This window comes from Micromonospora sp. NPDC049301 (assembly GCF_040678715.1).
Taxonomy (GTDB): Bacteria; Actinomycetota; Actinomycetes; order Mycobacteriales; family Micromonosporaceae; genus Micromonospora.
In genome coordinates this window covers 249,784-272,472 of sequence record NZ_JBFAQO010000007.1, presented here as the reverse complement: position 1 = coordinate 272,472, position 22,689 = coordinate 249,784, and the positions used below count along the sequence as shown (strand labels likewise).

The following is a 22,689-nucleotide window of genomic DNA, read 5'->3' as shown; positions in this document are numbered from 1 at the left end:
GCCGACACGCCGGGTCGCCGGAGCGGGCGAACCTGTGGGAGTTGTCAGTAGCGCAGGGCGCGGAGGTTTGCGTAGCTGTCGCAGGCGGACGAGACGCCGTCCGGGCGGGGGCTGTCGTTCTCAGTCAGGTAGAGGCCGACTCCGCTCATCTGGCTGTAGGCGAAGATGCGGGCGAAGTCGATGGTGCCCTCGCCCACGTCGGCGAAGGAGCCGTCGGTGGCCATGTCCTTGACGTGGAACAGCGAGAACCGGCCCGGGTACTGCTTGATCAGCTCCACCGGATCGACGCCGACGCTGGCCGCCCAGTAGAGGTCGAGCTCCATCGCCACCAGGTTCGGGTCGGTCTCGCGGACCAGCACGTCGTAGCCGCGTACACCGTTCTGGGCGGTGAACTCGAAGCCGTGGTTGTGGTACGCGACGGTGATGCCGGCCTGCTTGAGCGTGGCGCCGACGGTGTTGAGGGTCACGGCCACCCTGGAGTAGTCGGCGAGGGTCCAGGAGCCCGATCCGGAGATGCGGACGTACTTCGCGCCGAACGCCTTGGCGTTGGCGATGACGCCGTCGAGGTTGTTCTGGAGGTCGCCGAGGCCGATCCCGATGGAGGGAACGGACAGTCCGGCGTCGGCCACCAGGGGCGCGAGCGCGGTGGCCGTCCTGCCGTAGAAGTTGTTGACCGCGCCCGAGGGTTCCGCGTTGCGGTAGCCGCAGGCGGCGAGCGCGCCGAGGGTGGCTTCGGGTGCGCTCGACATCGTGGCCCGGACCGTGTAGAGGACGAGGCCGATGCGGTCGTCGGGTAGCGCGCGGGTCCCCGATGCCGGCTGCGGTGTGCCGATCTCGGAGCGGGCCGCCGCTCGTACGATGCTCGCGCGCTCCCTCGGTGTGATGACGTCGTCCTGCCGGAGGGTGTTGGTCAGGCCGCTGACGGTGCTCACGAAGCTGCCGTGGTCGGCGAACGGGGCCTTCGCCCAGACGGCGTCCAGGATGGTGCACCCGTTGCCGAGGTCGCGGTTGGGTACGCCTGAGTCGGCGCCGGCACGGCCGAAGAAGACCGTGGACGAGGTGGTGTAGCCCCACGGGCAGAGGTCGGCGGCGACCTGTTCCGCGGCGGACGTGTCAGGTTCGGCGGCCGACGCCGGAGCCGCGGTGAGCGGCAGGAGTGTCACTGCGAGCAACACGGCGAGGTGACGGGCTCGCGGTCGATGGTGGAACGGGCGGGCGGAGCTGGAGTTCATCGTTTGTCTCCCGGAAGTCGGAGGGGCAGGTGGTCAGGCGACCGAGGGCGGCGCCACGGATGGCGGTTGTCGGAGGCTGTCGGGGCCGCGCCGGTCGGTGGTGGCGGGGCGGCGTTCCGCCCCGCCACCCGTGACGCTCAGCTCACCGTCATGACCACGATCGAGGACGTCGTCGCCCCGACGCTGTCGGTGACGGTCAGTCGTGCCGTGTACGTGCCTCGGCGGGCGTACGTGTGACTGGCCGACGCCCCGTGCACGACGGCCGAGTTGTCGCCGAAGTCCCACGCGTGATCCGTGATGGTGCGCCCGGCCGCCGGCGAGGCTGTCCCGGCGAAGGCGACCGCCAGCGGCGCGGTGCCGGTGGTGGGCGTGGCCGAGGCCGAAACGGTGGCGTCGGTCTGTTCGCGTACCCCGGCGCCGTTGAAGCGCAGCCAGTCCAGCGCCATCAGGTCGGGGGTGCCACCGGTCTGGTTCGGGTTGAGGAAGACGAGGTAGAGGGTGGTCGTGCGGCCCGGATCGCTCAGCTCGACGGTGGGCGAGACGACGTTGTCCCAGCCGCCGGTGCCGCCGATGGTGGCCCGGCCGAGGAGCTGGCCGGTGGGGGAGTCGGCCCTGATCTCGATGTCGCCGCCGCTGCTGCCCGAGGCGACTCCGAAGGTGACCGAGTCGATGTTGCGGAGGTTGACCGGGCCGAAGTTGATCCACTCGCCGTTGTCGATGTCGCCGACGCGCTTGCCGGCGCTCGCTGTCGCGCGGTCGAGGACCTGGATGCCGCTCTGGCCGTCGAAGTGCTCGGCCTCCTTGCTTTTGGTCTGCAGCTCGGCCCGGGTCGAGCCGACCAGGTTCGGTGCCCCGTTCGCCCCGCCGTCGGTGTACTGCGCGGAGAGCAGCGTGTAGAGGTTCTGTCCCGGGCCGTGCCCGTCGCCGCCGTTGCTCTCGGTCACTGCCACCCCGGCGCACCCGACGTAGTTGTCCAGCGGGTGGGCGTGTGAGTCATGGCCGAGCTGGGTCTGCACGACCACCTTGGAGCAGTCGATGGTGCTCTCCTCCGGGTCGGTGACCGTCACCGTGTACGGGATGCGGTCACCGAAATCGAAGAAGGCCCCGTCGGGGACGCTGAGGGTCACCGTCGGGCGGGTGTTGCCGGCCGTGATCTCCTGTACGGCGACGGCGGTCTGCCCGTTGGTGGCGGTGACGGTGAGCCGGGCGGTGAAGCGCCCCGATGTGCTGTAGGTGTGGCTGGGGTTCGCGGCGGTGGAGTCGACGCTGCCGTTGCCGTCGAAGTCCCAGGCGTACTGGATCGCGGTGCCGTCCGGCCCGCTGGAGCCGGCGCTGGAGAAGGCGACGGTCAGTGGCGCCGGGCCGCTGTCCTTGTCGACGGCCAGCTTGGCCACCGGCGGCCGGCTGTTGGCGACGTAGTCGATGCGGTAGATGCCGGCGCCCTCGTTGCTGCCGCCCCGACCGCTGCCGCTGCCCTCGCCGAAGTCGATGACGTAGAGCGAGCCGTCCGGCCCGAACTCCGCCTCGAACGGCTGGATCCACGACATGTTGCCGAGGATCCCATTGATGGACTGCAGGTCACCGGCATTGGTGGGGCCGAAGCGGGGATCGCTGAACGTCTGGGCGGTGTCGTGGATCGACAGCGTCTTGAACCACCTGCGGGTCAGCTCGTAGACGATCCACTTGCCCTCGTAGTACTGGGGGAACTTGGTCAGCCGCTTGTTGGACGGGTCGTAGTCGTAGACGGGCCCGCTCATGGGGCCGCCGCCGCCCGTGCCCAGCTCCGGGAACTGCGGGGAGGCCGAGTAGGCGTACGAGACCAGGGCCGGCCGGGTTGCCGGGAGGGTGGTCAGGCCGGTGTTGTTGGGGGAGTCGTTGACCGGCGCGGCGCAGTCGAACTTCGGCCCCGAGGTGGCGGTGGCGAAGTCGTAGTCGTTGAACGGGATGTTGTTGCCGATGCAGTAGGGCCAGCCGTAGTTGCCGGCGCTGGTGATCCGGTTGAACTCGACCGTGCCCTCCGGCCCGCGGGCCGGGTTGGCGGACCGGGCGTCGGGGCCGTAATCGGCGACGAGCAGCGCGTTCGCCTTGGAGTCGACGGTGATGCGGAACGGGTTCCGCATACCCATCGCATAGATCTCGGGCTTGGTGCGGGCCGTGCCCGGGGCGAACAGGTTGCCGTCGGGAATGGCGTACTTGCCGTTGGGCAGGGGCTTGATCCGCAGGATCTTGCCCCGCAGGTCGTTGGTGTTGCCGGCGGTGCCCTGGGCGTCGTACGCGCGACGGCCGGTCCGCTCGTCGATCGGGGTGAAGCCGCTGGACTCGAAGGGGTCGGTGTTGTCACCGATCGCGGCGTACAGGTTGCCCTGCCGGTCCATCGTCACCGAGCCGCCCATGTGCGAGTTGGCGCGAGCCTCACCCCGCCAGGTCGGGATCGTGAGCAGGCGCTTCTCCGAGGCGAGACTGACGCTGTCGCCGTCAACGGTGAAGCGGGACAGGTTCAGCTGCTTCTCCACCCGGTCGGACCAGAGCAGATAGAGCCAGTTGTTGTTGGCGAAGTGTCGGTCCAGAGTCATGCCGAGCAGCCCGTCGGACTGACTGGTCTGCGCCGGGGTGTAGGCGAAGTCCAGCAGCGTGGTGACCGCGAGGGTGTCCTGGTTGACGACCTTCAGCGCGCCGGTGCGCTCGATGTAGAAGACCCGGCGGTCCGGCGCCACCGCCAGTTCGAACGGGTCGGAGAGGTCCTGGTTGACCAGCGGGATCCGCTCGAAGTTGGTGGTCCTGGTGGCGCCGCAGTCACCGGTGGCGGCGCCGGCGGCCCACTTGATGCCGCCCAGCAGGTGCGCGAGGAAGGCCGGCTCCTGGAACGACGAGGAGCCGTGCCCGCCGGCGGTGAACCAGGAGCGCCCGCCGTCGTAGTTCTGGCACCACGAGTAGGCATGGTCGGTGCCCTCGTCGAGCCCGGGAATGCCGTCGCGCACCTTGATCTGGGCGAGCGTGTGGACCTTGCCGGTGGGGTTGGTCCGCCAGTTGTACCACTCCTCGCTGCGCTCCCAGAGCTCCGGCAGGTCCTTGGTGGACGGGTGGGCCTGGTCGAGGACCTTGATCCGGCCCGGGAAGGTGCCGCCCGTGGCGGAGAAGTCCGGGTGCTGGTCGAAGATGGTCCCGACCAGTCCCTCGTACCAGGTCCAGTTCCGCTCGCTCGCCGACGCGGCGTGCAGGCCGACCCAGCCTCCGCCGTTACGGATGAATTTCTGCAGCGCGGCCCGCTGGTCGGCGTCGAGGAGGTCGCCGGACGCCGGGGTGGAGTTGGTGTTGTTGAACACGAGAGCGTCGAAGCGGGCGAGGTTGGCGTCGGTGAACGCGCCCGCGTCGGTGGTCGCCTCGACGGCGAATCCCTGTTGGTCGCCGAGCTGCCGGATGGCGGCGACACCGGCCGGGATGGAGTCGTGGTAGAAGTTCGTGACCTTGGAGAAGACCAGCACCCGGAAATTGGCGGCGGTCGCGGATTCGGCGGCGGTCGCTGCGGTGCTCGGCAACAGAAGTGTGACGGCCACGAGCAGGGCGAACAGTAGCGTGCGTTGGCGTCTCATACACGCGCTCCTTGGCGAGGGTCGGTGGTAAGAAAGCGCTTTCCACGTGCCCTGAACCCTACGAGATCAATTTTGACAGGTCAATATTCCGACGGCGCCCGCATTCGGCGTTGGCGCATTTCTTGCTGTCGTTTCATGGCATGCCGATAACCACTCTCCTCGCGAAGAGGGAGTGGTTATCGCGGTCAGTTTGATATCGACAATAAATGCTGGTCGGGCACCAGAGCCGAGATTTCCGGCCGCCGGCCCTGGTGCCCGTCAGCACTCCCCTCGGCGGTTCCTCAGAACCGCAGCTTGCGCAGGTAGCGGTAGCCGATCTCGGCCGTCTGCTGCGGTGTCACGTCGGGCGTGTCGTTCTCGACGATGTACTCCAGGACCGAGTGCTCGCGGAAGATCCGGGCGAAGTCGACGGTCCCGGTACCCAAGTCGGCCATGTCGCCGGTGGTCTCGTCCCGGTCCTTGACGTGGTACTGCAGGACGCGCTGCGGCGCGGAGCGGATGACGTCGAGGGTGAAGCCCTCGGGGTCCGCGACGCCGTCGCCGGAGTTGATGCCGCCGGTGACCGCCCAGTAGAGGTCGACCTCCAGGTGCACGAGTTTCGGGTCGAGTTCGGCGGTCAGCACGTCCCACGGCCGCCTGCCGCCGCCGAGGTCGATGGTGAACTCGTGGGCGTGGTTGTGGTAGCCGTAGCGCAGGCCGGCTGCCCGCGCCGCGGCGGCCTCGACGTTCATCTGCTCCGCCCAGCGTTTCCAGTCGTCCATGCTCTCGGAGTACAGGTAAGGCACCACCATGAACTGCTGGCCCAGCGTGACCGCGTTCTGGACCTTCTGCTCCAGCTCCGCGGCAGTACCGCTGATCCCGTCGTGGCTGGAGCTGGCCCTGATGCCGATGCCGTCCAGGAACTGGCGCAGCTGGGCGGCGGTCCGACCGAAGTAGCCGAGCGCCAGCTCCACGCGCGGATATCCGATCCGGGCCAGGTGGGTGAGGGTGGCGTCGTAGCCGGGCGCACCCCACAGCGCGTCGCGCACGGTCCACAGCTGGATGCTGATCAGACCCGGGGGTACGTGGTGCCGTCCGGTCCGGTGGGCGGTGGCCGACGCGGCCGTCGCGCCGAGGCCGGACGAGGCGAGCCCGAAGCCGACGGCGGCCAGCGTGCCGCGCAGCAGGCTGCGCCGGTCGACGGAGCGCCGCAGCGCAGCCATCCCGTCATGTCCGTAACACATGGTCTCTCCTTCTCGAACGTTATGCGCTGGGGACGAGGACGACCTCATCGGTGCCGGTCAGGGACGGCAGGCCGTCACCGCCGGGGTCGGTGTAGGACGCGACGAACACCCCGGTCAGGTGGTCGGTCGCCGGGTCGTGACCGGACGGCACCGTCGTCTGGATCGAGCCGGTGCAGCCGTTCGCGGTGGTCTGCGGGTGCCCGTGGGTGTCGTGGCCCAGGATGTACGTGACGCTGACCCGGGAGCAGTCCACCGGCTGGTCGTCGGTCACCCGCACCTCGAACTGCACGGTGTCACCGAAGGCGAAGGGCTGGCCCGCGACCGGCTTGACGAGCTCCACCACCGGCGGGGCGTTACCGACCACCACCGACACCGACGCGGCGGCCGAGAGCCCACCGCGGTCGGTCACCCGCAGGGTGGCGTTGTAAAGCCCGTTGTCCCGGTACGTGAACGACGGGTTCGCCGCGCGCGAGTCGACCTTGCCGTCGTTGTCGAAGTCCCACGCATACTTCAGCCGGTCGCCGTCGTAGTCCGTGGTGCCGTCGCTGGAGAACGTGACGGTCAGCGGCGCGAGCCCGGCGGTGGGCGTGGCCGAGACCTGCGGCGCCGGAGTGTGGTTGCCCGTCCAGCCCGTGTAGTCGATCCGGGCCAGCTGCGCGTCCGGGTTCTCACTGAAGTAGCCGTCGCCGTACTCCAGCACGTAGAGCGCCCCGTCCGGACCGAACTCCAGGTCCATCGGGTTGTCGAACGTGAACGACGGCAGCACCGGCTCGATTCCGGTCAGGTCGCCGCCGGCGTCCAGCCGCAGACCCTTCACGTAGTCGCGGGTCCACTCGGCCAGGAGCGGGACGCCGTCGTAGTAGGCCGGCCACGCCACCGGCGCGTGTCCCTGCGTCCCTGGATTGCTGAACTGGTACGCCGGCCCGGCCATCGGGCCGATGCCGCCGGTGCCCAGCTCGGGGAACCGCGCCGACTGGCCGTAGGTGTACCACACCTGCGGCTGCGCCACCGGCGGCAGTTCCCGCAGGCCGGTGTTGTGCGGCGACTCGTTGACCGGCGCGGAGCAGTTGAACGGCGCCCCGGACACGCCCGTCGCGAAGTCGTAGTCGGTGTACGGCAGCGCCGCGGTAGCGCAGTAGGGCCACCCGTAGTTGCCGGCCTCGCGGGCGGCGAGCCACTTGCCCTGCCCGGCCGGCCCACGCAGCGGGTCCGCCTGGCGCGCGTCCGGCGAGTAGTCGGCGACGTACAGGTCGCCGGTCTCGCGGTTCAGCTCGATCCGGAACGGGTTGCGCAGGCCCATCAGGTAGATCTCCGGACGGGTGCCGGCCGTGCCCTGCGGGAACAGGTTTCCGTCCGGGATGCTGTACCCGCCGTTGGCGCCGACCTTGATGCGCAGGATCTTACCGCGCAGGTCGTTGGTGTTGGCCGAGGTGCGCTGCGCGTCGTATGCCGGGTTTCGGCCCAGGCGCTCGTCCAGCGGCGCGTAGCCACCGGACTCGAAGGGGTTGGTGTCGTCGCCGGTGGACAGGTACAGATAGCCCTCGGCGTCGAAGCCGATGTCGCCACCGACGTGGCAGCAGATGCCGCGGTCGACCGGTACGTCAAGGATCTGCTGCTCGGTGGTGAGGTCCAGCTTGTCCTTTACCAGCCGGAACCGGGATAGCCGCAGGGCGCCCTTGAACTTCGCGAAGTCCGCGGCGGTGCCCCAGCCCGGTGCGTCGCCCTCGTTGACGTTCGGCGTCGACGGGTCGTCGACCGGGGTGTTCATGGGCGGGGAGTAGTACAGGTAGACCCAGTTGTTGCCGGCCTTGCCGAAGTTCGGGTCGATCGCGACGTTCTGCAGGCCCTCCTCGTCGTGCCGGTAGACGTCCAGGGTCGCGGCGATCGTGTTGCGGCCGGTGTCCGGGTCATGCAGCCGGACCTCACCGGCGCGGGTCACGTGCAGCACCCGGCGGTCGGGCAGCACCGCGAGGTCCATCGGCTCGCCCGGGTTGTCGTTGAGGGTCACCTTCTGGAAGTCGCTCTCGGGCGGCGGGCTGGTCGGCGCGGCCGTCGCGACGGTGGGGGTAGCGACGAGCGCGATGGTCGTCAGACCCGCTACTGCGAGCGCGAGTCGTCTATTCATCTGCCTCTCCTTGCTCGGGACTGGTCGGGGCAGGTCGAGGAAGCCAACAACTCCTTGATGGACCTGTGCGGGCATGGCTGAGTCGCCCGTCGCGACGCACGCCGCCACCGCGGCGTCGAGCAGGTTGCCAACGGCCTCGCGGCTGCGTGGTCGGGAACAGGCGAAGGACAGGGGTAGGGGGACAGGTGCGGTCAGATATCGGCCGGCAGCCAGGGCCGCCAACCTCGCGGTTAACCGCGACGAAACACCATCGACCTGGCCGACGCTACAAAAGACATGTAGGCGTGTCTATAACTTTCCTTCAACTCAACCGAACTTTCGTCCGAGACGGACGAAAGTAGCTCTTCGTGCGCGCTTGCCAATGGAGTCGGTAGGCTCGCGCGCTGGTCAACCCCGAGCCGCGGGTACGGCGGAGCCGGTTCGGAGGGCGGATGCACCTGGCCCCGGTGCACCTCAACAAGCAGCCAAGCTCAGTGACCGGTTCGGATAGTCGTCCGGGGCTGTCATGTCACGCGCGGTCGGCGGCAGGTCCGTGCACGCGAGCGTGGACTCTACGAGGCGACCCGTGAACCAAGGATCAGCGCTCAAGCGATGTTTCACCTTCAGCTATCGTCGTCAGATGCCCGGTGCCCGCACCGCCGTGACCGCCCTTGTCGCCCTCACGGTCGTTGACGTCTTCCACACCATCGTCGCCCTCGCGGCGTACGAGCACCGGATCGGCGTAGTGACCCACGACGGGTCCGGCACGGTGGACATGCTCGACAGCATCGTGCCGCTTCGCGAGCTGTCCGCAGCGATGTTCTGTCTGCTGCTTCTCACGCTGCTCGCCGCTTGGGCCGGCGTCGCCAACTGGGTCATCCGGGCCCGGCGCACCGGGCCACCGGTCGCACCCACAGCGCCAGTGGCGTGGTGGCGGATGAGCGCGATCGTCGCCGTACCCCTCAACCTGATCGCAGCCGTGCAGTACCTGTCCGCCACCGCAAACGGGGGCGAGTACATGCGCACCGTCCTGGCCGAGACCACCCTGCTGCTGGTCGCCGCATCCGTAGCAATCGTGACCACCACGACCGCCGGTATCCAGGTCGTCCGGCGCACCGCAGCAAACCAGCAGCACAACGCCGTTGCCGGAGCCACAACGGCGTAGTCGTCCACGTGACGCACGGTCGGCGGCAGATCCGGGCACGTGACTTTGGTTGGGTCGGGCTCGGGAGTGTTCCGCGGAGCCGGTCGATGTGCAGCGCCAACTGCACCGGAAGTGCCGGCGGCTCGATTGGGTGTACGACGAACTGTGCCTATCCTTCTCCCGTGGCACTGCGGTTCGAGACACGCGCGTCCGACTCGCCGTGGGTCGACACCGTATGGACCTGTACGAGCGAGCAGGTCGTGGAGATGACCTCTGTTGCGGCGGTGTGCTGGGGCCTAGTGTTCTGGGAGCTCGAGGGCACGGCGTACGCAAGCATTACCGGCCCTGAGACCAGGACCGGCACCGCGCCGGTGCCGGAGGGCGCGACCTTCGTCGGCATCGAGTTTGCCGTGGGCACATGGCTCCGGGCCGTGCCCACGCCAGCCCTGGTCGACCATGGCGTCGAACTCCCCGACGCCACGCGCAGGAGCTTTCGGCTGGGCGGCGTCCGGTGGGAGACGCCTGGCCCCGACGACGCTGAGGCCCTGGTCGACCGTCTCGTCCGTTCCGGAGCCGTGGTCCGTGACCCGCTCGTCACCGAGGTCCGCCGAGGGCACCGTCCAGCGGTCTCGGGACGCACCGTCGAACGGCGGTTCCGAGCGGCGACCGGGCTCACCCAGGGCGCTGTACGGCAGATTGAACGCGCATGCAAGGCTTCGGCGCTCCTGGCCGCCGGCGTCCCGGTCGCCGATGTTGTCTCCAGGATCGAGTACTTCGACGAGCCACACCTGGCCCGTGCGCTGCGCCGGTACGTCGGGCGTACGGCGCGACAACTCCGCGAGGGCACCGGCGGTGCGATCGCCCTGGATCTGTATCAGCCGACCACGTCGTAGATCAGCTTGACGACACCGTTCGGGTAGGCCGCGGACGCCCGAAGCCTCAGTACCTGCTTGTCCTTGTCCGCGCTGCTGAACAGGCTCTTCCCGGCTCCGAGCAGCACTGGGAAGACGAGCAGGTTGTACCGGTCGATCAGGCCCGCGTCTGACAGGCGTCGAGCGAGCTCCGCACTCCCATGGATGAAGATCGCGCCACCCTCGCTCTTCTTAAGCTCGACGACGTCCTCGGTCGAGCGCAGGATTGTCGTCGGACCCCACCCCTCGACGAGGGCGTCGTCGGGCAGCGTGGTCGAGACTACGTACTTGGGCAGTTCCTTGTAGGCGGCGTGGTCGGCCGAGTCGCGCCAGAGCGGCGCGAACACCTCATAGCTGCGGCGGCCGAACATCAGCGCCGTCGTATCCTCGAGCTCCTCGCCCTTGAGCGAGAATGCCTCGGGCAGGAATTCGATGTCCTTGACCACCCAGCCACCGCTGCGGTGATCCTCGCCCGGTCCACCCCCCGGGGAGTCCACAACGCCGTCGAGCGAAACGAACCCGGTGTAGACCAGATCACGCATGTGCTGTTCTCCTCATTGCCAGGCGACGAGGCCGCCAGGTAGATCGACAAGCGGGCAGCAGCGCCACGCCGACGCACCGCGGCAGAGTGCCCACGCCCATGCTAGGAAGCGCCACTGCGGCCGTCTTGTACGAAAACGACGGCACGAGGAGGCAGTGAAACTGCCACAACCGGGCGGCGGCCGACGCGGGACAGCGCCCGCATCAGCTGCCCGTGCATCCGCTCGTCCAGTAGCCGCTCGCGGCTCATCCACTCCAGTTCCAGGCAGCACGGCCGCAAGATCAGACGCACTCAATTCGGCAGTTCCGGACGTAGGCCCATATGGAAGGTCGGTCACTGGGCGTGACGGCTTTCATCTCGGTGGATGCATGGTCGGCGGTAGATCCGCGGACCGTGCTGGCCGAGGCACGGCACGACGCCCATGTCGAGGTCGAGGCCACCTGGGGCATCTACCAGCGAATGATCGCCGCCTACCGCGAGGAGGACCGGCGTCGTGGCCGCGAGCTGATGACCAACCTGATCGAGTCGATCAGCCACGGCGTTCCGAAGGCACTCAGCGAGGTCATCACGCTGGTACGCACGCTGAAGAAGCCCGCCGTCGACGTCCTGGCCTACTTCGACCGGCCCGGCACATCCAACGGGCCGACCGAGGCCATCAACGGCCGGCTCGAGCACCTCCGCGGATCTGCGCTCGGGTTCCGCAACCTGACCAACTACATCGCCAGGTCACTGCTCGAGACCGGCGGCTTCAGACCGGCCCTACACCCTCGATCGTGAAGAGCCTCTAACGGACGTGCTGGCCGACTACATTCGGGTGCTGGTGAAGCGCACCCATACACGGCGAGCGCCCGGTCGAGTCTGGAGCGGCTGCCATCACTGCACGGGTTCCCGCCCTGGTGGCGACCAAGGGCGACGACGGCTCGATAGCCTCACCCGCGGAGCCTGCTCGGCCCCTGGCCACCGGCAACGCAACAGCGCCCCGCCGCGTTCACCGAACTCGCCCAAGCGATCTGACCGCGGACCCGACCCGGGTTAACACGTCCGCCGATCCGATAACGCAACGGCGCCGTTTGGACGGAAGGGCCGGGGTCGTTGCCCTCGGCGGTTCACTGCCTGGGGCGGCCGGGTGCAGAAGTCCTTCGGACCCCGACCTTCCGCGTGGTGAAGAGTATCGGCCCCCACTGACACTCGGGCGCCGGTTATGGCCGATTTAATCCGCCAATAAGCCGCCGATTAGACATAGCGGCTATGTTGCGTTGAACGTCGGCAAGATCGAGGCAGGCTTGAGCAGTGAAGTCATCGGCCCCGACCTGGACCGTGGCTGCCTCCGACGTCCGCGTTCGCCGGGTTCCGGTTCCCACCGGAGGTGATCGTGGTCGCGGTCCGCTGGTATCTACGCTTCAACCTCTCGTATCGCGACGTTGAGGACCTGCTGGTCGAACGTGGCGTGGAGGTCAATCACCAGGTGACCGCTGGTTCATCGATGAGACGTACGTGGCGGTCAACGGGCGTGTGGCGGTACGTGTACCGGGCGGTCGACCAGGTCGGGCATGTCATCGACGTGCTGGTCTCGGCCCGCCGGAACGCCGAAGCGGCCGGCAGGTTCTTTCGCCGAGCGCTGTCGACATTGAAGGTGACACCCAGCGAGGTCGTCACCGACGCCGCGCCGGTCGACCCCGCCGTGCTCGACGAGCTGATCCCGTCCGCCTGGCACCACGTCGAACGCAACCGCGCCGCCGGGCCTACGTGCCAATCCGGCGGGGTTCGAGCCGGGTGGCTGCCGGCCCCGTCAGCTGCCAGAACTCCTTCGGCAACTGGGCGATGGAGTCCTCGTACTCCTTCGCGCTGACCGCGTCCCGCAGCGTGTCCAGCACGGCGCGCACCCCGTCGCTCGCCGTCTGGAACTCCACCGCGGCGCGTTGCTGCACCCGCTCGAAGAACTCGGGAAGCTCGAACGGTTCGGCCTCCTCGTCGGGCTTGCGTAGGTCTCCCCGCAGTCCCTCGGGGAGCTGCACGGCGAGATCCCGTGCCTGGCCGCCGCTGAGCCGCTCGGCCAACGTCGCGAGCGTGGCACGGGTGATCGGCTCGGCCAGCGCCGGTGACATCTTCGGTCGCGTCGACACCGACTGGATGAACTCCTCGTACTTCACCTCGAACCCCCTCCTGCCGCGAATGCTGCGTCTACCCGCGCCTCCAACGGTGAAACGGCGCCCGCCGCGTCATTGGCCGGGGGCCTGCGCGGCGCGTGCCGCCGCGACGATGGCGCTCACCCCGACCCCGGCCTGGTCCATCAGCTGCGTCGGGGTACCGGAGGTGGGGAGGCCCCGTACCGCCAGGTGCTTCACCCGCACCGGCTCGGCGAGGTCGGCCAGGGACTCGAGGACCGCCGACCCCAGGCCACCCTCCGGGTAGTGATCCTCGACCACCAGCAGCCGGCCGCCGGTGGCCCGGACGGCGTCGAGCAACCGGTCCCGGTCCAGCGGCTTGACCGAATACAGGTCGATGACCCGGGCCTTGATCCCCTCGCGCGCCAGTTCGTCGGCGGCGGCGAGGCAGTTGTGCACCGTCACCCCGGCGCCGATCAGCGCGATGTCGTCTTCGTCGCCGCCGCGGAGCAGTTTGCTGCCGCCGACCGGGAAGGCGTCCTCGTTGTCGTAGAGGACCGGGTACTTGCCTCGGGTGGTGCGCAGGTAGTTGACGCCCTTGCGGTCGACCATCTGCGCGACGAGGGCCGCGCAGGACACGGCGTCGCTGGGATACAGCACCGTCGACCCCTGCACGGCGCGCATGGCTGCCAGGTCCTCCAGCCCCATCTGCGAGGGACCGTCCGCCCCGATCTCCACCCCGGAGTGTGACCCGGACAGGGCGATGTCGGCCCGGGAGATGCCGGCCATCCGTACGAAGTCGTAGGCGCGGGAGAAGAACGCCGCGAAGGTCGCGGCGAAGGGCCGATAGCCGCGTACCTGCAGCCCGACCGCGGCGGCGACCAGTTGCTGTTCGGAGATGAACATCTCGAAGAACCGGTCGGGATACGCCTCGCCGAACTTGTCGGCGCGGGTGGAGTCGCTGACCTCACCGTCCAGGGCGACCACGTCCGGCCGCGAGCCCAGCGCGCGCAGGGCGTCACCGTACGCGTTCCGGGTGGCCACCTTCGCCCCCTTGTCGTACCGCGGCAGCGTGGGCGGCTCGCCGACGGGGGCATCAGCGGACGGGGCGGACTCGGGTTGCGGCCCGGTGACGCGGATCTGGCGTATCCCGCCGAGAGCCTCCACGGCCTGCTCGGCCATGTCGGGTTTCAGCGGCTTGCCGTGCCACCCGGGCTGGTTCTCGACCTCCGGCACCCCCTTGCCCTTGACCGTCCGGGCGAGCACCACGGTCGGACCCGTCGCCTGCCGCGCCCGGCCGAACGCCTCGTCGATCGCGGCCAGGTCGTGGCCGTCGATGACGAGCGCCTGGCAGCCGAACGCCTCGACCCGGCGGCGGTAGGTGTCCAGGTCCCATTCCAACTCGGTCGGGCCCCGCTGCCCGAACCGGTTGATGTCGACGATCGCGGTGAGGTTGCGCAGCCCGTAGTGGCCGGCCTTGTCCAGCGCCTCCCAGATGGAGCCCTCGGCCATCTCGCTGTCGCCGCACAGCGCCCACACGTGGAACGGCAGGTGGTCGAGGTACCGGCCGGCGAGCGCGATCCCGACCCCGACGGGCAGTCCCTGACCGAGCGACCCGGTGGCCACGTCGACCCAGGGCAGGGCCGGCGTCGGGTGTCCCTGCAGGCGCGACCCGAACTGACGGTAGGTATCGACCAACTCCTGATCGGTGATCGCGCCCACCGCCTTGAAGACCGCATACAACAGCGGCGAGGCGTGACCCTTGGAGAAGATCAGGTGGTCGTTGGTCCGACCGCGCGGGTCCGTCCACTGGTAACGCAGGTGCCGGGAGATCAGCACCGCGAGCAGGTCCGCGGCGGACAGACTCGAGGTCGGATGCCCCGATCCCGCCCTGGTGCTGCACCGGATCGCGTCCACTCGGAGTTGGGCGGCGAGCTCACCCAGTCGGGTGAGCTCCTCCGCGCGCAGGGTGCGCTCTGCTTCCATCGTCACCGGCATCGCCTCCGCAGATACCGTAGTCAGGAAAGACCCGCATTACCCCGGTAACCGCCTATTTGCCATGGGCAGAGCAGGCCGGCCACGACCGGGAGCCGACCAGCCAGCCCGCCGGCGTACGTCACCAAGCTGACGAAGCTCACTGACCGACACGGGTAGCCGTTTGGCCGGGATGGCACGCACTTGACGCGGTGGAAGCTGAGTTGAACGACGTATTGCCTTGTCGTGCTGCTCGCGCGTCTTCGCAGCGCCCAAGATCTCGCTGGCCCCGGAACTCAGCGGCAAGGCCAGCGGTCAAACGGTCAACCACAAACCCTAACTACAAGACGCCCTCAATGCCTGCGGCGGTCCAGGTGGTCAACCACTCGGCGGCCTGATCGAGGTCGGTCCTCCATCCTTCAGCTGATCGATGGGACGTGGCGTTGCCCCTCCGAGTTACTGTTCAGTCGTCATCGACCCCGCGTTCCTGTCGGTGGCATGGGATCGGGTGCGGAGCAACGGCGATCAGGCCGCCCCGCCCGATCGTCGCCAGGTGCCGACCCGATGGGTCGAATCCCGCCTGTCCGGTCGTGCGGATTGCGACGATGGGAACGGCCAGCAGAGCAGTCGCCATCATGCACGCACATCACCGGGGGGCGCAGCCGATGGGACGGATGCGGGGTATCCACGAGCGACCCGCTGGTCTGACCTACCAGCCGGACGTGGTCAGCAGCGACGAGGAACGGTCGTTGCTGGCCACCGTGGCGGCGCTCGACTTCCGCGAGATCCGGATGCACGGCCAGACCGCCCGCCGCACGGTGCGGTCCTTCGGCGTCGACTACGACTTCGGATCGTTCCAGCTCACCGAGGCCGAACCGATGCCGGTCGCACTGCAGGAGGTGCGGCGGCGGTGCGCCGACCTTGCCGGGGTGGCGGAGACGAGCCTGGCCGAGGCCCTGGTCACCCGCTATCCACCCGGCTCGGTCATCGGTTGGCACCGGGACGCGCCGGTTTTCGGGCCGACCGTGGTCGGCCTGTCGCTGGGCTCCGCCTGTTTGATGCGCTTTCAACGCGGCACGGCCGAGAAACGCCGGGTGTACGAGGTGGGGCTGGCGCCACGGTCGGCGTACGTGCTGTCCGGGGCCGCCCGCTCCAGCTGGCAGCACAGTATCCCGCCGGTGCCGGAGCTGCGGTACTCGGTCACCTTCCGGCAAGTTCGCCGGGGGCAGGCAGAGGCAGTGGTGCCGAGGCCGGCGGCCTTCCCAACTCCGGCGGAACCAGCCCGGGGTGACGGACAGCACCGCTAGCGTCGGGACCATGCCCGCCCGTCCGTCCCGCTGGTCGAGGCCGCTCCGGGTGCTGGAGGCGCCGTCGTACCTGCAGGCGTTCGTCCTCTCCGGCGTGGTCACGGTGCTGGTCACCCGCGCCTTTCTCCAGGCGGCCGGCTATCCGCAACTCGGCGGCGGTGGGCTGCACATCGCGCACGTGCTCTGGGGTGGTGTCCTGATGACCGCCGGCCTGGGGGCCGCGCTGGTCTTCCTCGGTAGCGCGGCGCGGAGCCTCGGCGCGGTTCTGGGCGGGATCGGGTTCGGGCTGTTCATCGACGAGGTGGGCAAGTTCGTCACCGCCGGGACCGACTACTTCTACGCCCCGGCCGCCGGCATCATCTACGGCGCCTTCGCCCTGCTGGTGGTGATCACCCAGGCCCTCCGGGGGCGGGCCCGGCTCTCCGGCCCCGAGCGTACGGCGAACGCCCTGTACGGGGTGATTGGTGGGCTCCGCACCGGCCTCACCGATGATCGTCGCGCGGCGGTCGCCCGGCTGGTCCGTGGGTGCGGTCCGGACGTCGAGGAGGGGGTGGCCCGGCTGCTCGACGCGGTGCCTCGACGCGAGCCACCCGGCTCCCGGTTCTGGCAGCCGTGGCTCAGGTGGGCCCGCCGGGCCGTGGTCTGGGTGACCACCCACCGGTGGGTGGTGGCGCTGGTGGTGCTCTATCTGGTCGGCGAGCCGTTCGTGGTCGTGGGGAACGTCTTTCTGGACGTGGTCACCGGCCAGCTCGACGACCAGCGGGAATGGCGCTCGGTGCTCGGGGTCTCGGCCTCGGCGCTGATCACCGTGGTGCTCAGCATCCGTGGGGCGTCGCTGCTGCCTCGCGACCGGGTGCGGGCCTTCCGGCTGTTCAAGCTCGCGCTCCTGGTGGACCTGCTGTTCGGGCAGATCTTCAGTTTCACCGTCAACCAGTTCGGGGCGCTCTCCGCGCTCGCGGTGGACCTCTTCCTGCTCGCCGTGGTGACCGCCGAGTACCGCCGGCTCTGCCGGCAGGCTCCGTCGCCCGGCCGATGACGTCCGCGTTGTGCCTGGTGAGAAGGGTGCCGTGATGACCGCGACACTGAACAAGCAGACCGGAGGCAAGAGGCCCGAGCCGTCGGCGGAGGCGAAGGCCGCCGCCGCAACGGCAGCCGGTCGAAAACGGTACTGACCGACGCGTCGGGGCCGGTGCAGATCGACGTGCCGCGAGATGGCGTACTGGGCGGCCGACGCGGTCCGGCACGGTCGCGCCGACGGGCAGACCGGAATGGCCAAGGTGTTCTGCTCGGAGGTCGCCCCCGAGACCGCGATCGACGCGATGAAGGTGCACGGCGGCTACGGCTACTCCACCGAGTTCGAGGTCGAGCGCCTCTACGGGACTCAATCCTGATTGAGCATCGGCGAGGGCACGAACGACATCCTGCGAACCGTTGTCGCGAAGGCGCTCGTACGCGGCGAACTGACCGTCTGATGCTCCCACGGTCCTACCGGAGCATCAGACGGTCACCTGTCAGGACAGTCGCAGCCGAGGTTCGAGGACCACCTCGAAGAGCCGGTCCCACGGCAGCTCGACGCGCGCCGACTCGAAGCGAGCCAGGGTGGCCGTGAACGTCTTCGCGCCGCGCTGGCCCAGCACGATGCGGTGCCCGGCGAAGTGGTCGGCGAAGTACCGCTCGGTCAGCGGCACCAGCCGGTCGCTCACCCAGCCGTCGAAGTAGCTCCTCTGCTCGGGGGTGAGCGCGAGCGGGTCCCAGCCCTGCGCCCGCGCGTGCGCGTACGCCTCGACCTGCACGATGTTCTTCCACGGGTCGTCCTTGACGAACCGGTAGAGCAGGTACTCGGCGTGCGCCTGGCCGGGCCCGCGCAGGTCGGGCACACCGAACCCGCTACCGGAGGAGCGGAGGTACGCCCACCGGGCGGTGCCGTGGCTGAGCGCCAGACCGAGTGCGTTGCCGCCGGTGTTCCACCCCGAGTACGACAGCAGCGCCGCGAGATCGAGGCGATTCTCCATCCGCTCGACCAGTTCGTGGTCCGCCTTGTTCACGATGAGCGGGTCCACCACGATGACCGGGGTGCCGGCAGCCAGCAGCCTGCCGATCCGCCCGACGAAGGCGTCCAGGTCGGCGGCCCGCTGCCCGGGTGCCGATGAGGGGGTGTTCACGGCGAGCACGATGTCCGCGTCGTCGCTGACGACCCGGCCCCCCACGGCGGCCACGTGCCGGCGGATGTTCTCCGCGAACGGGATGCCCTCCAGTTGAGCGGTCCAGTCCTCGCCGGAGACGCCGGCGTACTCCACGCGGTAGGTGGGCGCCGTACGGGCCGCGATCACCCGCGCGACCAGCAACGCGTCGACCTCGTCGGCGCCGGGGAAGATTTCCACCCGGTCGCCGACGCCGAGTTGGGCGACCAGCGCCTCCAACTCCACCCGCTCGGCTCGGGCCAGGCCGACCGGCGCGGTGTCGTCCTCGGAGAGCACAAGGTGGCTGATGGTGCCGTCGGCGACCCACTCCACCATCAGCCGGTTGACCTGGTGGTTGCGGGCCCGCGCGGCGAGATAGTTCTCGACGACCTGGTCGGGGATCCGCGCCCGGATGGCGTCGAGCTGGGCCCGCAGCTCCTCCTGCCCGAGGTTCACCACCTGGTCGTAGAGCTTCGCCCAGGTGACCAGCAGGTCGCGGTACGTGTCCAGTTCGGTGCCCGTGCTGGTGATGGCGAGGCGCTGGATGGTGTCGTGCACCTCGATCACCGCACCCGGCCGGGTCGAGCGCAGGTTTCGGATCGCCGCCAGGTTCTCCAGGGCGGCCGCCAGGGTCGGGGCGGCGGTGCGGGAGGCGATCAGGCCGCCGTAGGCGAGCATGCTGACTGAGATCACGTACCCGTCGACCCCGTCGGTGGAGCCGAGCCAGCGGGCGATGGCGGCTCCGTCGCCGGGGGTGAAGAAGCGGCCCAGCAGATCCCGCGGCGGCAGTTGCACCTGGGCGCCGGCGCTCGCCGCGGTCATTTGCGGGGCGTAGGTGTTGACCGGCCGGTCGTCCAACGGGACCAGTGCCACGGTCAGCCGCCGGTTCGCGGGCCCGGCGAATGCGGGTCGGCCGACGGCCACGGTGGTCAGCCCGACCATGCCGGTGGCCAGGAGGGTTCGTCTTCTCATGTTCACTCCCTCTGTGTCGGGGCGCTCGCCGCGCGGGGGGTGGCCGGTACGAGCCGGCGGGTGATCCACAGTGGTGAGGTGACGGCGTTGCCCATCACCACCGCGTGCGCACCCGCCTCAAAGGCCCGGCCGATCTGTTCCGTGGTGCGGTACCGCCCTTCGGCGATCACCGGCACGGGCAGCAGTGCGACGAGTCGCTCCACGAGCCCGAGGTCGGGCCCGTCAGTCGGTGGACTGGCCGGGGTGTAGCCGGACAGTGTGGTGGCGACGGCGTCCGCGCCGGCCTCGACGGCGGCGACGCCCTCGGCCGTGGTGGAGACGTCGGCCAGGATCAGTGCGTCGGTCCGTTGGCGGAGCAGGCGGACCGTTTCGGCGAAGGGGCGTCCGTCCGGTCGGGGGCGGTCGGTGGCGTCGATCGCGACGATGTCCGCCCCGGCCAGCGCCACCTCGAGCGCGTGGGCTGCGGTCGGGGTGATGAACACGTCCTCGGTGCCGTGCTTGTACAGCCCGATCACCGGAACGTCGACGACGGGGCGCACCGCTCGGACGTCGTCCGGGCCGTTGATCCGGACCCCCACCGCGCCGCCGCGTACCACCGCGGCCGCCACCCGGGCCTGGACGTACGGATCGCGCATCGGGTCGTCAGAGTCGTCGGGCAGCGGTTGGCAGGACACCACCAGCCCGCCGGCCAGATCGTCGAGCACGTTCACCCGTTGGTCCTTCCGATGTCGGGTCTGTCGATGGCCAGTCGGGCGGCGCCGACCACGACGGCGTCCACGCCCAGCGTGGCGGGCAGCAGCGGAACGTCGGCCCAGCCCGCGGGCACCTCGGCCGAGTAGGCGACCGACGCGGCGGGCAGCAGGGCGCCGGCCGCCCCGCCGGTCACCAGGACAGCTTCCGGATCGAGCAGGGCCACCAACCCCGCCAGGGCCGCGCCGAAAGCCGTTCCGGCCCGCTCCACCACCCGTTGGGCGACCCCGTCCCCGGCCGCGGCGCGGTCCGCCACGCTCCGCCCGGTGACGCGGGTACCGGTCTCGATGGAGTACGCGGCGGCCAGCCCGCTGCCGGATGCGATCGCCTCCAGGTGCCCGTACCGGCCGCACCCGCACCGCAGCCGCTCGGCACCCGGGGCCGGCAGATGCCCGACCTCGCCGGCGGCGCCGCGGGCACCGGCCTCGACGCGGCCGTTGCGGACGACCGCCCCGCCCAGCCCGGTGCCGACGGCCACCAGCAGCACATGGGCTCGGTCCCGTCCGGCGCCGGCCCAGCATTCGCCCAGCGCGGCGGCGTTCACGTCGTTGGTGACCCGCACGGGTCGACCCAGCCGGGCGGCCAACGCGTCGGCGACCGGAGTGCCAGCCCAGCCGGGCAGGCTGTCGGTGGCGTACCGGATGCCGCCGGTTGCGGGGTCGACCGTGCCGGCCGTGCCCACCCCCACCGGCTCGGCGGCCGCGCCGAGCAGGTCGGTGGCCAGCCGGGCGGCGGCGTCCAGCACGGCCCCGGGCCCGGACCGGGCAGGCGTGGGCACCTCGCGGCGCTCCAGCACCTGCCCGACCCGGTCGACCAGCGCGGCCGCCGTCTTGGTGCCGCCGATGTCGATGCCGACAACCGGTGCCGTCATCCCTTGAGACCGGTGTGCGCGAGCCCCTCGACGAACTGCTTCTGCGCGATGACGAAGACCACCAGGACCGGCAGCGCGGTCATCGACGCCGCGGCCATCTGGACGTCCCACATGGGACCGCCGTAGGCGTCGACGAACTGGGTGAGCGCCTGGGGCAGGGTGAACTTCTCCGGAGAGGAGAGGAACACGATCGGTTCCAGGTAGAGGTTCCAGCTGTGCAGGAAGGTGAAGATCGCCACCGCGCCCAGTGCCGGCCGCGACAGCGGCAGGGCGATCCGCCAGAAGGTGGCGAAGCGTCCCAACCCGTCGACCCGGGCCGCCTCCTCCAGCTCATCGGGGAGGCTGATGAAGAACTGCCGCATGATGAACGTCGCCAGGACGCTCGGCGCACCGAAGATCGGCACCAGGATCAGCGGCCAGTGGGTGTTGACCAGGCCGAGTTTGAAGAACATCTGGAACAGCGGCACGATCGTCACCTCGCTGGGAATGAGCAGGCCCGCGAGGACGACCAGGAACAACACGTTCTGGCCCCGGAACCGGATGCGCGCGAAGGCGTACCCGGCCAGCGCCGCCACGGCCATGGTGCCGACCGTGACGACCAGCGCGATGTAGAGGCTGTTCAGGTACTGCTGCCCGAACGGCTGCAACTCGAACACCCGCTGGTAGGCGTCGATCTGCGGGTTGGTCGGCAGCAGCTTGGGCGGGAAGGCGAAGATGTCCGACACCGGCTTCAGCGACGAGGTGACCATCCACCAGGTCGGGAAGACGAACGGGATCGCCAGGACCAGCAGCACCCCGTAGAGCACCAGCTTGGTCCGCCGGGACAGGTCACGATTCATGGAAGACCCACCTCTTGCGCATCTGCCACTGCAGCACGGTGAGGGCGAGCACGATGACGAACAGCAGGATCGACAGCGTGGCGCCGTAGCCGAAGTGATGGAATTGGAAGGCCTGCTGGTACAGGTAGTAGACGAGCACCGTCGTCGAGGTGCCTGGTCCACCCTGGGTGAGCACCGCGATCTGCGCGAAGACCTGCAGCGACCCGACCACGGTGATGATCGAGGTCAGCAGGATCGTCGGGCTGATCAGCGGTACGGTGATCCGCCAGAACTGGCGCATCCGGCTCGCCCCGTCCACCTCCGCGGCCTCGTACAGATCGGCCGGCACGCCCTGCAGGGCGGCCAGGAACAGCACCATGTTCAGGCCGACGTTCTTGAACACCTGCACGACGATCACGGACACCATCGCGGTGCCCTCGCCGCGCAGCCAGTTCGGCCCGTCCACGCCAATGGTGTCGAGCAATCCGTTGATCCCGCCGTTGTCCTGAAGCAGGAAGCCCCAGACGATGGTCCAGGCCACCAGCGAGACCACCACGGGGGAGAAGAACAGTGTGCGGAACACGATCGTGCCCCGCAGCCTCTGGTTGAGCAGGACGGCCAGCAGCAGGGCCAGGCCGAGGTTGAACACCACCAGGCCGATCGAGAACAGCCCGGTGGCGCGCAGCACCGCGCCGAGATTGGGGTCGTCGGCGAGGCCCTGGTAGTTCTCGGTGCCGACGAAGTCGAAGGTCCCGGCGAGGACGTTCCACTCGTGCAGGCTGTACCAGAACACGAGGATCAGCGGCAGGATCACGAAGACGACGCTGCCGAGCAGTTGCGGGGCGATGAACACAAAACCGGTGAGCTGGTCCCGGCGTCGGCTGGTCCAGAACGGCCGGGCCGGGCCCGGGGCGGGCCCGGCCGAAGCCGAGCCCACCCTGGTGTCCGTCTGGGTCATGATCGTTGC

17 protein-coding genes and 2 pseudogenes are annotated in these 22,689 nt (G+C 69.5%); 7 read left to right on the top strand and 12 right to left on the bottom strand.

The window, feature by feature from the left end:
* Positions 1-44: 44 nt before the first annotated feature.
* The 4 genes from AB0K07_RS22535 to AB0K07_RS22520 form a co-directional block, all read right to left on the bottom strand.
* Positions 45-1,163 carry a sugar phosphate isomerase/epimerase gene (locus AB0K07_RS22535; RefSeq protein WP_363757379.1) on the bottom strand — a complete coding sequence of 373 codons (1,119 nt, stop codon included), beginning with the start codon at positions 1,161-1,163 and terminating at the stop codon, positions 45-47.
* A 206-nt stretch (positions 1,164-1,369) separates the two neighbouring features.
* The gene (locus tag AB0K07_RS22530) at positions 1,370-4,822 is read right to left on the bottom strand and encodes a ThuA domain-containing protein (RefSeq protein ID WP_363757378.1); all 3,453 of its coding nucleotides are present in this window, start codon (positions 4,820-4,822) and stop codon (positions 1,370-1,372) included.
* A 281-nt stretch (positions 4,823-5,103) separates the two neighbouring features.
* A complete protein-coding gene (locus AB0K07_RS22525) occupies positions 5,104-6,045 on the bottom strand; it encodes a sugar phosphate isomerase/epimerase (RefSeq protein ID WP_363757377.1) in 942 nt (313 codons plus the stop codon).
* Between the two features lie 19 nt (positions 6,046-6,064).
* Complete coding sequence (locus tag AB0K07_RS22520; protein ID WP_363757376.1) at positions 6,065-8,170, bottom strand: PQQ-dependent sugar dehydrogenase; 2,106 nt, start codon at positions 8,168-8,170, stop codon at positions 6,065-6,067.
* A 619-nt stretch (positions 8,171-8,789) separates the two neighbouring features.
* Here AB0K07_RS22520 and AB0K07_RS22515 point away from each other — a divergent pair.
* Together AB0K07_RS22515 and AB0K07_RS22510 are read left to right on the top strand one after the other, a co-directional pair.
* Entirely contained in the window at positions 8,790-9,314 is a 525-nt protein-coding gene (locus tag AB0K07_RS22515) for a hypothetical protein (protein ID WP_363757375.1), read from the top strand.
* Positions 9,315-9,475: 161 nt separating this feature from the next.
* The gene (locus tag AB0K07_RS22510) at positions 9,476-10,186 is read left to right on the top strand and encodes a helix-turn-helix domain-containing protein (protein ID WP_363757374.1); all 711 of its coding nucleotides are present in this window, start codon (positions 9,476-9,478) and stop codon (positions 10,184-10,186) included.
* Here the strand turns inward: AB0K07_RS22510 and AB0K07_RS22505 are convergent.
* The gene (locus AB0K07_RS22505) at positions 10,168-10,746 is read right to left on the bottom strand and encodes a dihydrofolate reductase family protein (protein WP_363757373.1); all 579 of its coding nucleotides are present in this window, start codon (positions 10,744-10,746) and stop codon (positions 10,168-10,170) included. The genes AB0K07_RS22510 and AB0K07_RS22505 overlap by 19 nt on opposite strands.
* A gap of 413 nt (positions 10,747-11,159) precedes the next feature.
* Here AB0K07_RS22505 and AB0K07_RS22500 point away from each other — a divergent pair.
* A pseudogene (locus AB0K07_RS22500) lies at positions 11,160-11,522 on the top strand (transposase); the annotation flags it as partial.
* A gap of 544 nt (positions 11,523-12,066) precedes the next feature.
* Positions 12,067-12,459, top strand: a pseudogene (locus AB0K07_RS22495) (IS6 family transposase); the annotation flags it as partial.
* 28 nt (positions 12,460-12,487) lie between these two features.
* Here the strand turns inward: AB0K07_RS22495 and AB0K07_RS22490 are convergent.
* Together AB0K07_RS22490 and AB0K07_RS22485 are read right to left on the bottom strand one after the other, a co-directional pair.
* On the bottom strand, positions 12,488-12,895 hold the full coding sequence (locus tag AB0K07_RS22490) for a DUF2267 domain-containing protein (RefSeq protein WP_363757372.1): 408 nt from the start codon (positions 12,893-12,895) through the stop codon (positions 12,488-12,490).
* A 69-nt stretch (positions 12,896-12,964) separates the two neighbouring features.
* On the bottom strand, positions 12,965-14,836 hold the full coding sequence (locus AB0K07_RS22485; protein ID WP_363757472.1) for a transketolase: 1,872 nt from the start codon (positions 14,834-14,836) through the stop codon (positions 12,965-12,967).
* A 662-nt stretch (positions 14,837-15,498) separates the two neighbouring features.
* On the opposite strand from AB0K07_RS22485, the gene AB0K07_RS22480 reads away from it, so the two are divergent.
* From AB0K07_RS22480 to AB0K07_RS22470, 3 genes are all read left to right on the top strand, one after another.
* Positions 15,499-16,131 (top strand): alpha-ketoglutarate-dependent dioxygenase AlkB, encoded by a 633-nt coding sequence (locus AB0K07_RS22480; RefSeq protein ID WP_363757371.1) that lies wholly within the window; start codon positions 15,499-15,501, stop codon positions 16,129-16,131.
* 10 nt (positions 16,132-16,141) lie between these two features.
* Entirely contained in the window at positions 16,142-17,167 is a 1,026-nt protein-coding gene (locus AB0K07_RS22475; RefSeq protein WP_363757370.1) for a hypothetical protein, read from the top strand.
* A 175-nt stretch (positions 17,168-17,342) separates the two neighbouring features.
* The gene (locus AB0K07_RS22470; protein WP_363757369.1) at positions 17,343-17,522 is read left to right on the top strand and encodes an acyl-CoA dehydrogenase family protein; all 180 of its coding nucleotides are present in this window, start codon (positions 17,343-17,345) and stop codon (positions 17,520-17,522) included.
* A 120-nt stretch (positions 17,523-17,642) separates the two neighbouring features.
* Here AB0K07_RS22470 and AB0K07_RS22465 read toward each other — a convergent pair whose 3' ends face one another.
* Genes AB0K07_RS22465 through AB0K07_RS22445 form a run of 5 tightly spaced genes read right to left on the bottom strand, consistent with a single transcriptional unit; the run spans position 17,643 to position 22,680 of the window.
* Positions 17,643-19,283, bottom strand: coding sequence for a DUF4127 family protein (locus AB0K07_RS22465; protein ID WP_363757368.1), 1,641 nt, complete (start codon positions 19,281-19,283; stop codon positions 17,643-17,645).
* A 2-nt stretch (positions 19,284-19,285) separates the two neighbouring features.
* Complete coding sequence (locus AB0K07_RS22460) at positions 19,286-19,993, bottom strand: putative N-acetylmannosamine-6-phosphate 2-epimerase (RefSeq protein WP_363757367.1); 708 nt, start codon at positions 19,991-19,993, stop codon at positions 19,286-19,288.
* Entirely contained in the window at positions 19,990-20,904 is a 915-nt protein-coding gene (locus AB0K07_RS22455; RefSeq protein ID WP_363757366.1) for an ROK family protein, read from the bottom strand. The genes AB0K07_RS22460 and AB0K07_RS22455 overlap by 4 nt, the downstream gene beginning before the upstream one ends.
* Positions 20,901-21,743 (bottom strand): carbohydrate ABC transporter permease, encoded by an 843-nt coding sequence (locus tag AB0K07_RS22450; RefSeq protein ID WP_252414337.1) that lies wholly within the window; start codon positions 21,741-21,743, stop codon positions 20,901-20,903. Before AB0K07_RS22450 ends, AB0K07_RS22455 begins: the two co-directional genes overlap by 4 nt.
* A complete protein-coding gene (locus tag AB0K07_RS22445) occupies positions 21,733-22,680 on the bottom strand; it encodes a sugar ABC transporter permease (RefSeq protein WP_252414336.1) in 948 nt (315 codons plus the stop codon). Before AB0K07_RS22445 ends, AB0K07_RS22450 begins: the two co-directional genes overlap by 11 nt.
* Between the last annotated feature and the right edge of the window lie 9 nt (positions 22,681-22,689).

Coding starts and splice junctions, on each gene's coding strand:
- AB0K07_RS22530 (WP_363757378.1), bottom strand. CDS start 4,822: ATGAGACGCCAACGCACGCTACTGTTCGCCCTGCTCGTGGCCGTCACA.
- AB0K07_RS22525 (WP_363757377.1), bottom strand. CDS start 6,045: ATGTGTTACGGACATGACGGGATGGCTGCGCTGCGGCGCTCCGTCGAC.
- AB0K07_RS22520 (WP_363757376.1), bottom strand. CDS start 8,170: ATGAATAGACGACTCGCGCTCGCAGTAGCGGGTCTGACGACCATCGCG.
- AB0K07_RS22515 (WP_363757375.1), top strand. CDS start 8,790: ATGCCCGGTGCCCGCACCGCCGTGACCGCCCTTGTCGCCCTCACGGTC.
- AB0K07_RS22505 (WP_363757373.1), bottom strand. CDS start 10,746: ATGCGTGATCTGGTCTACACCGGGTTCGTTTCGCTCGACGGCGTTGTG.
- AB0K07_RS22485 (WP_363757472.1), bottom strand. CDS start 14,836: ATGGAAGCAGAGCGCACCCTGCGCGCGGAGGAGCTCACCCGACTGGGT.
- AB0K07_RS22480 (WP_363757371.1), top strand. CDS start 15,499: ATGCGGGGTATCCACGAGCGACCCGCTGGTCTGACCTACCAGCCGGAC.
- AB0K07_RS22475 (WP_363757370.1), top strand. CDS start 16,142: ATGCCCGCCCGTCCGTCCCGCTGGTCGAGGCCGCTCCGGGTGCTGGAG.
- AB0K07_RS22470 (WP_363757369.1), top strand. CDS start 17,343: ATGGCGTACTGGGCGGCCGACGCGGTCCGGCACGGTCGCGCCGACGGG.
- AB0K07_RS22465 (WP_363757368.1), bottom strand. CDS start 19,283: ATGAGAAGACGAACCCTCCTGGCCACCGGCATGGTCGGGCTGACCACC.
- AB0K07_RS22455 (WP_363757366.1), bottom strand. CDS start 20,904: ATGACGGCACCGGTTGTCGGCATCGACATCGGCGGCACCAAGACGGCG.
- AB0K07_RS22450 (WP_252414337.1), bottom strand. CDS start 21,743: ATGAATCGTGACCTGTCCCGGCGGACCAAGCTGGTGCTCTACGGGGTG.
- AB0K07_RS22445 (WP_252414336.1), bottom strand. CDS start 22,680: ATGACCCAGACGGACACCAGGGTGGGCTCGGCTTCGGCCGGGCCCGCC.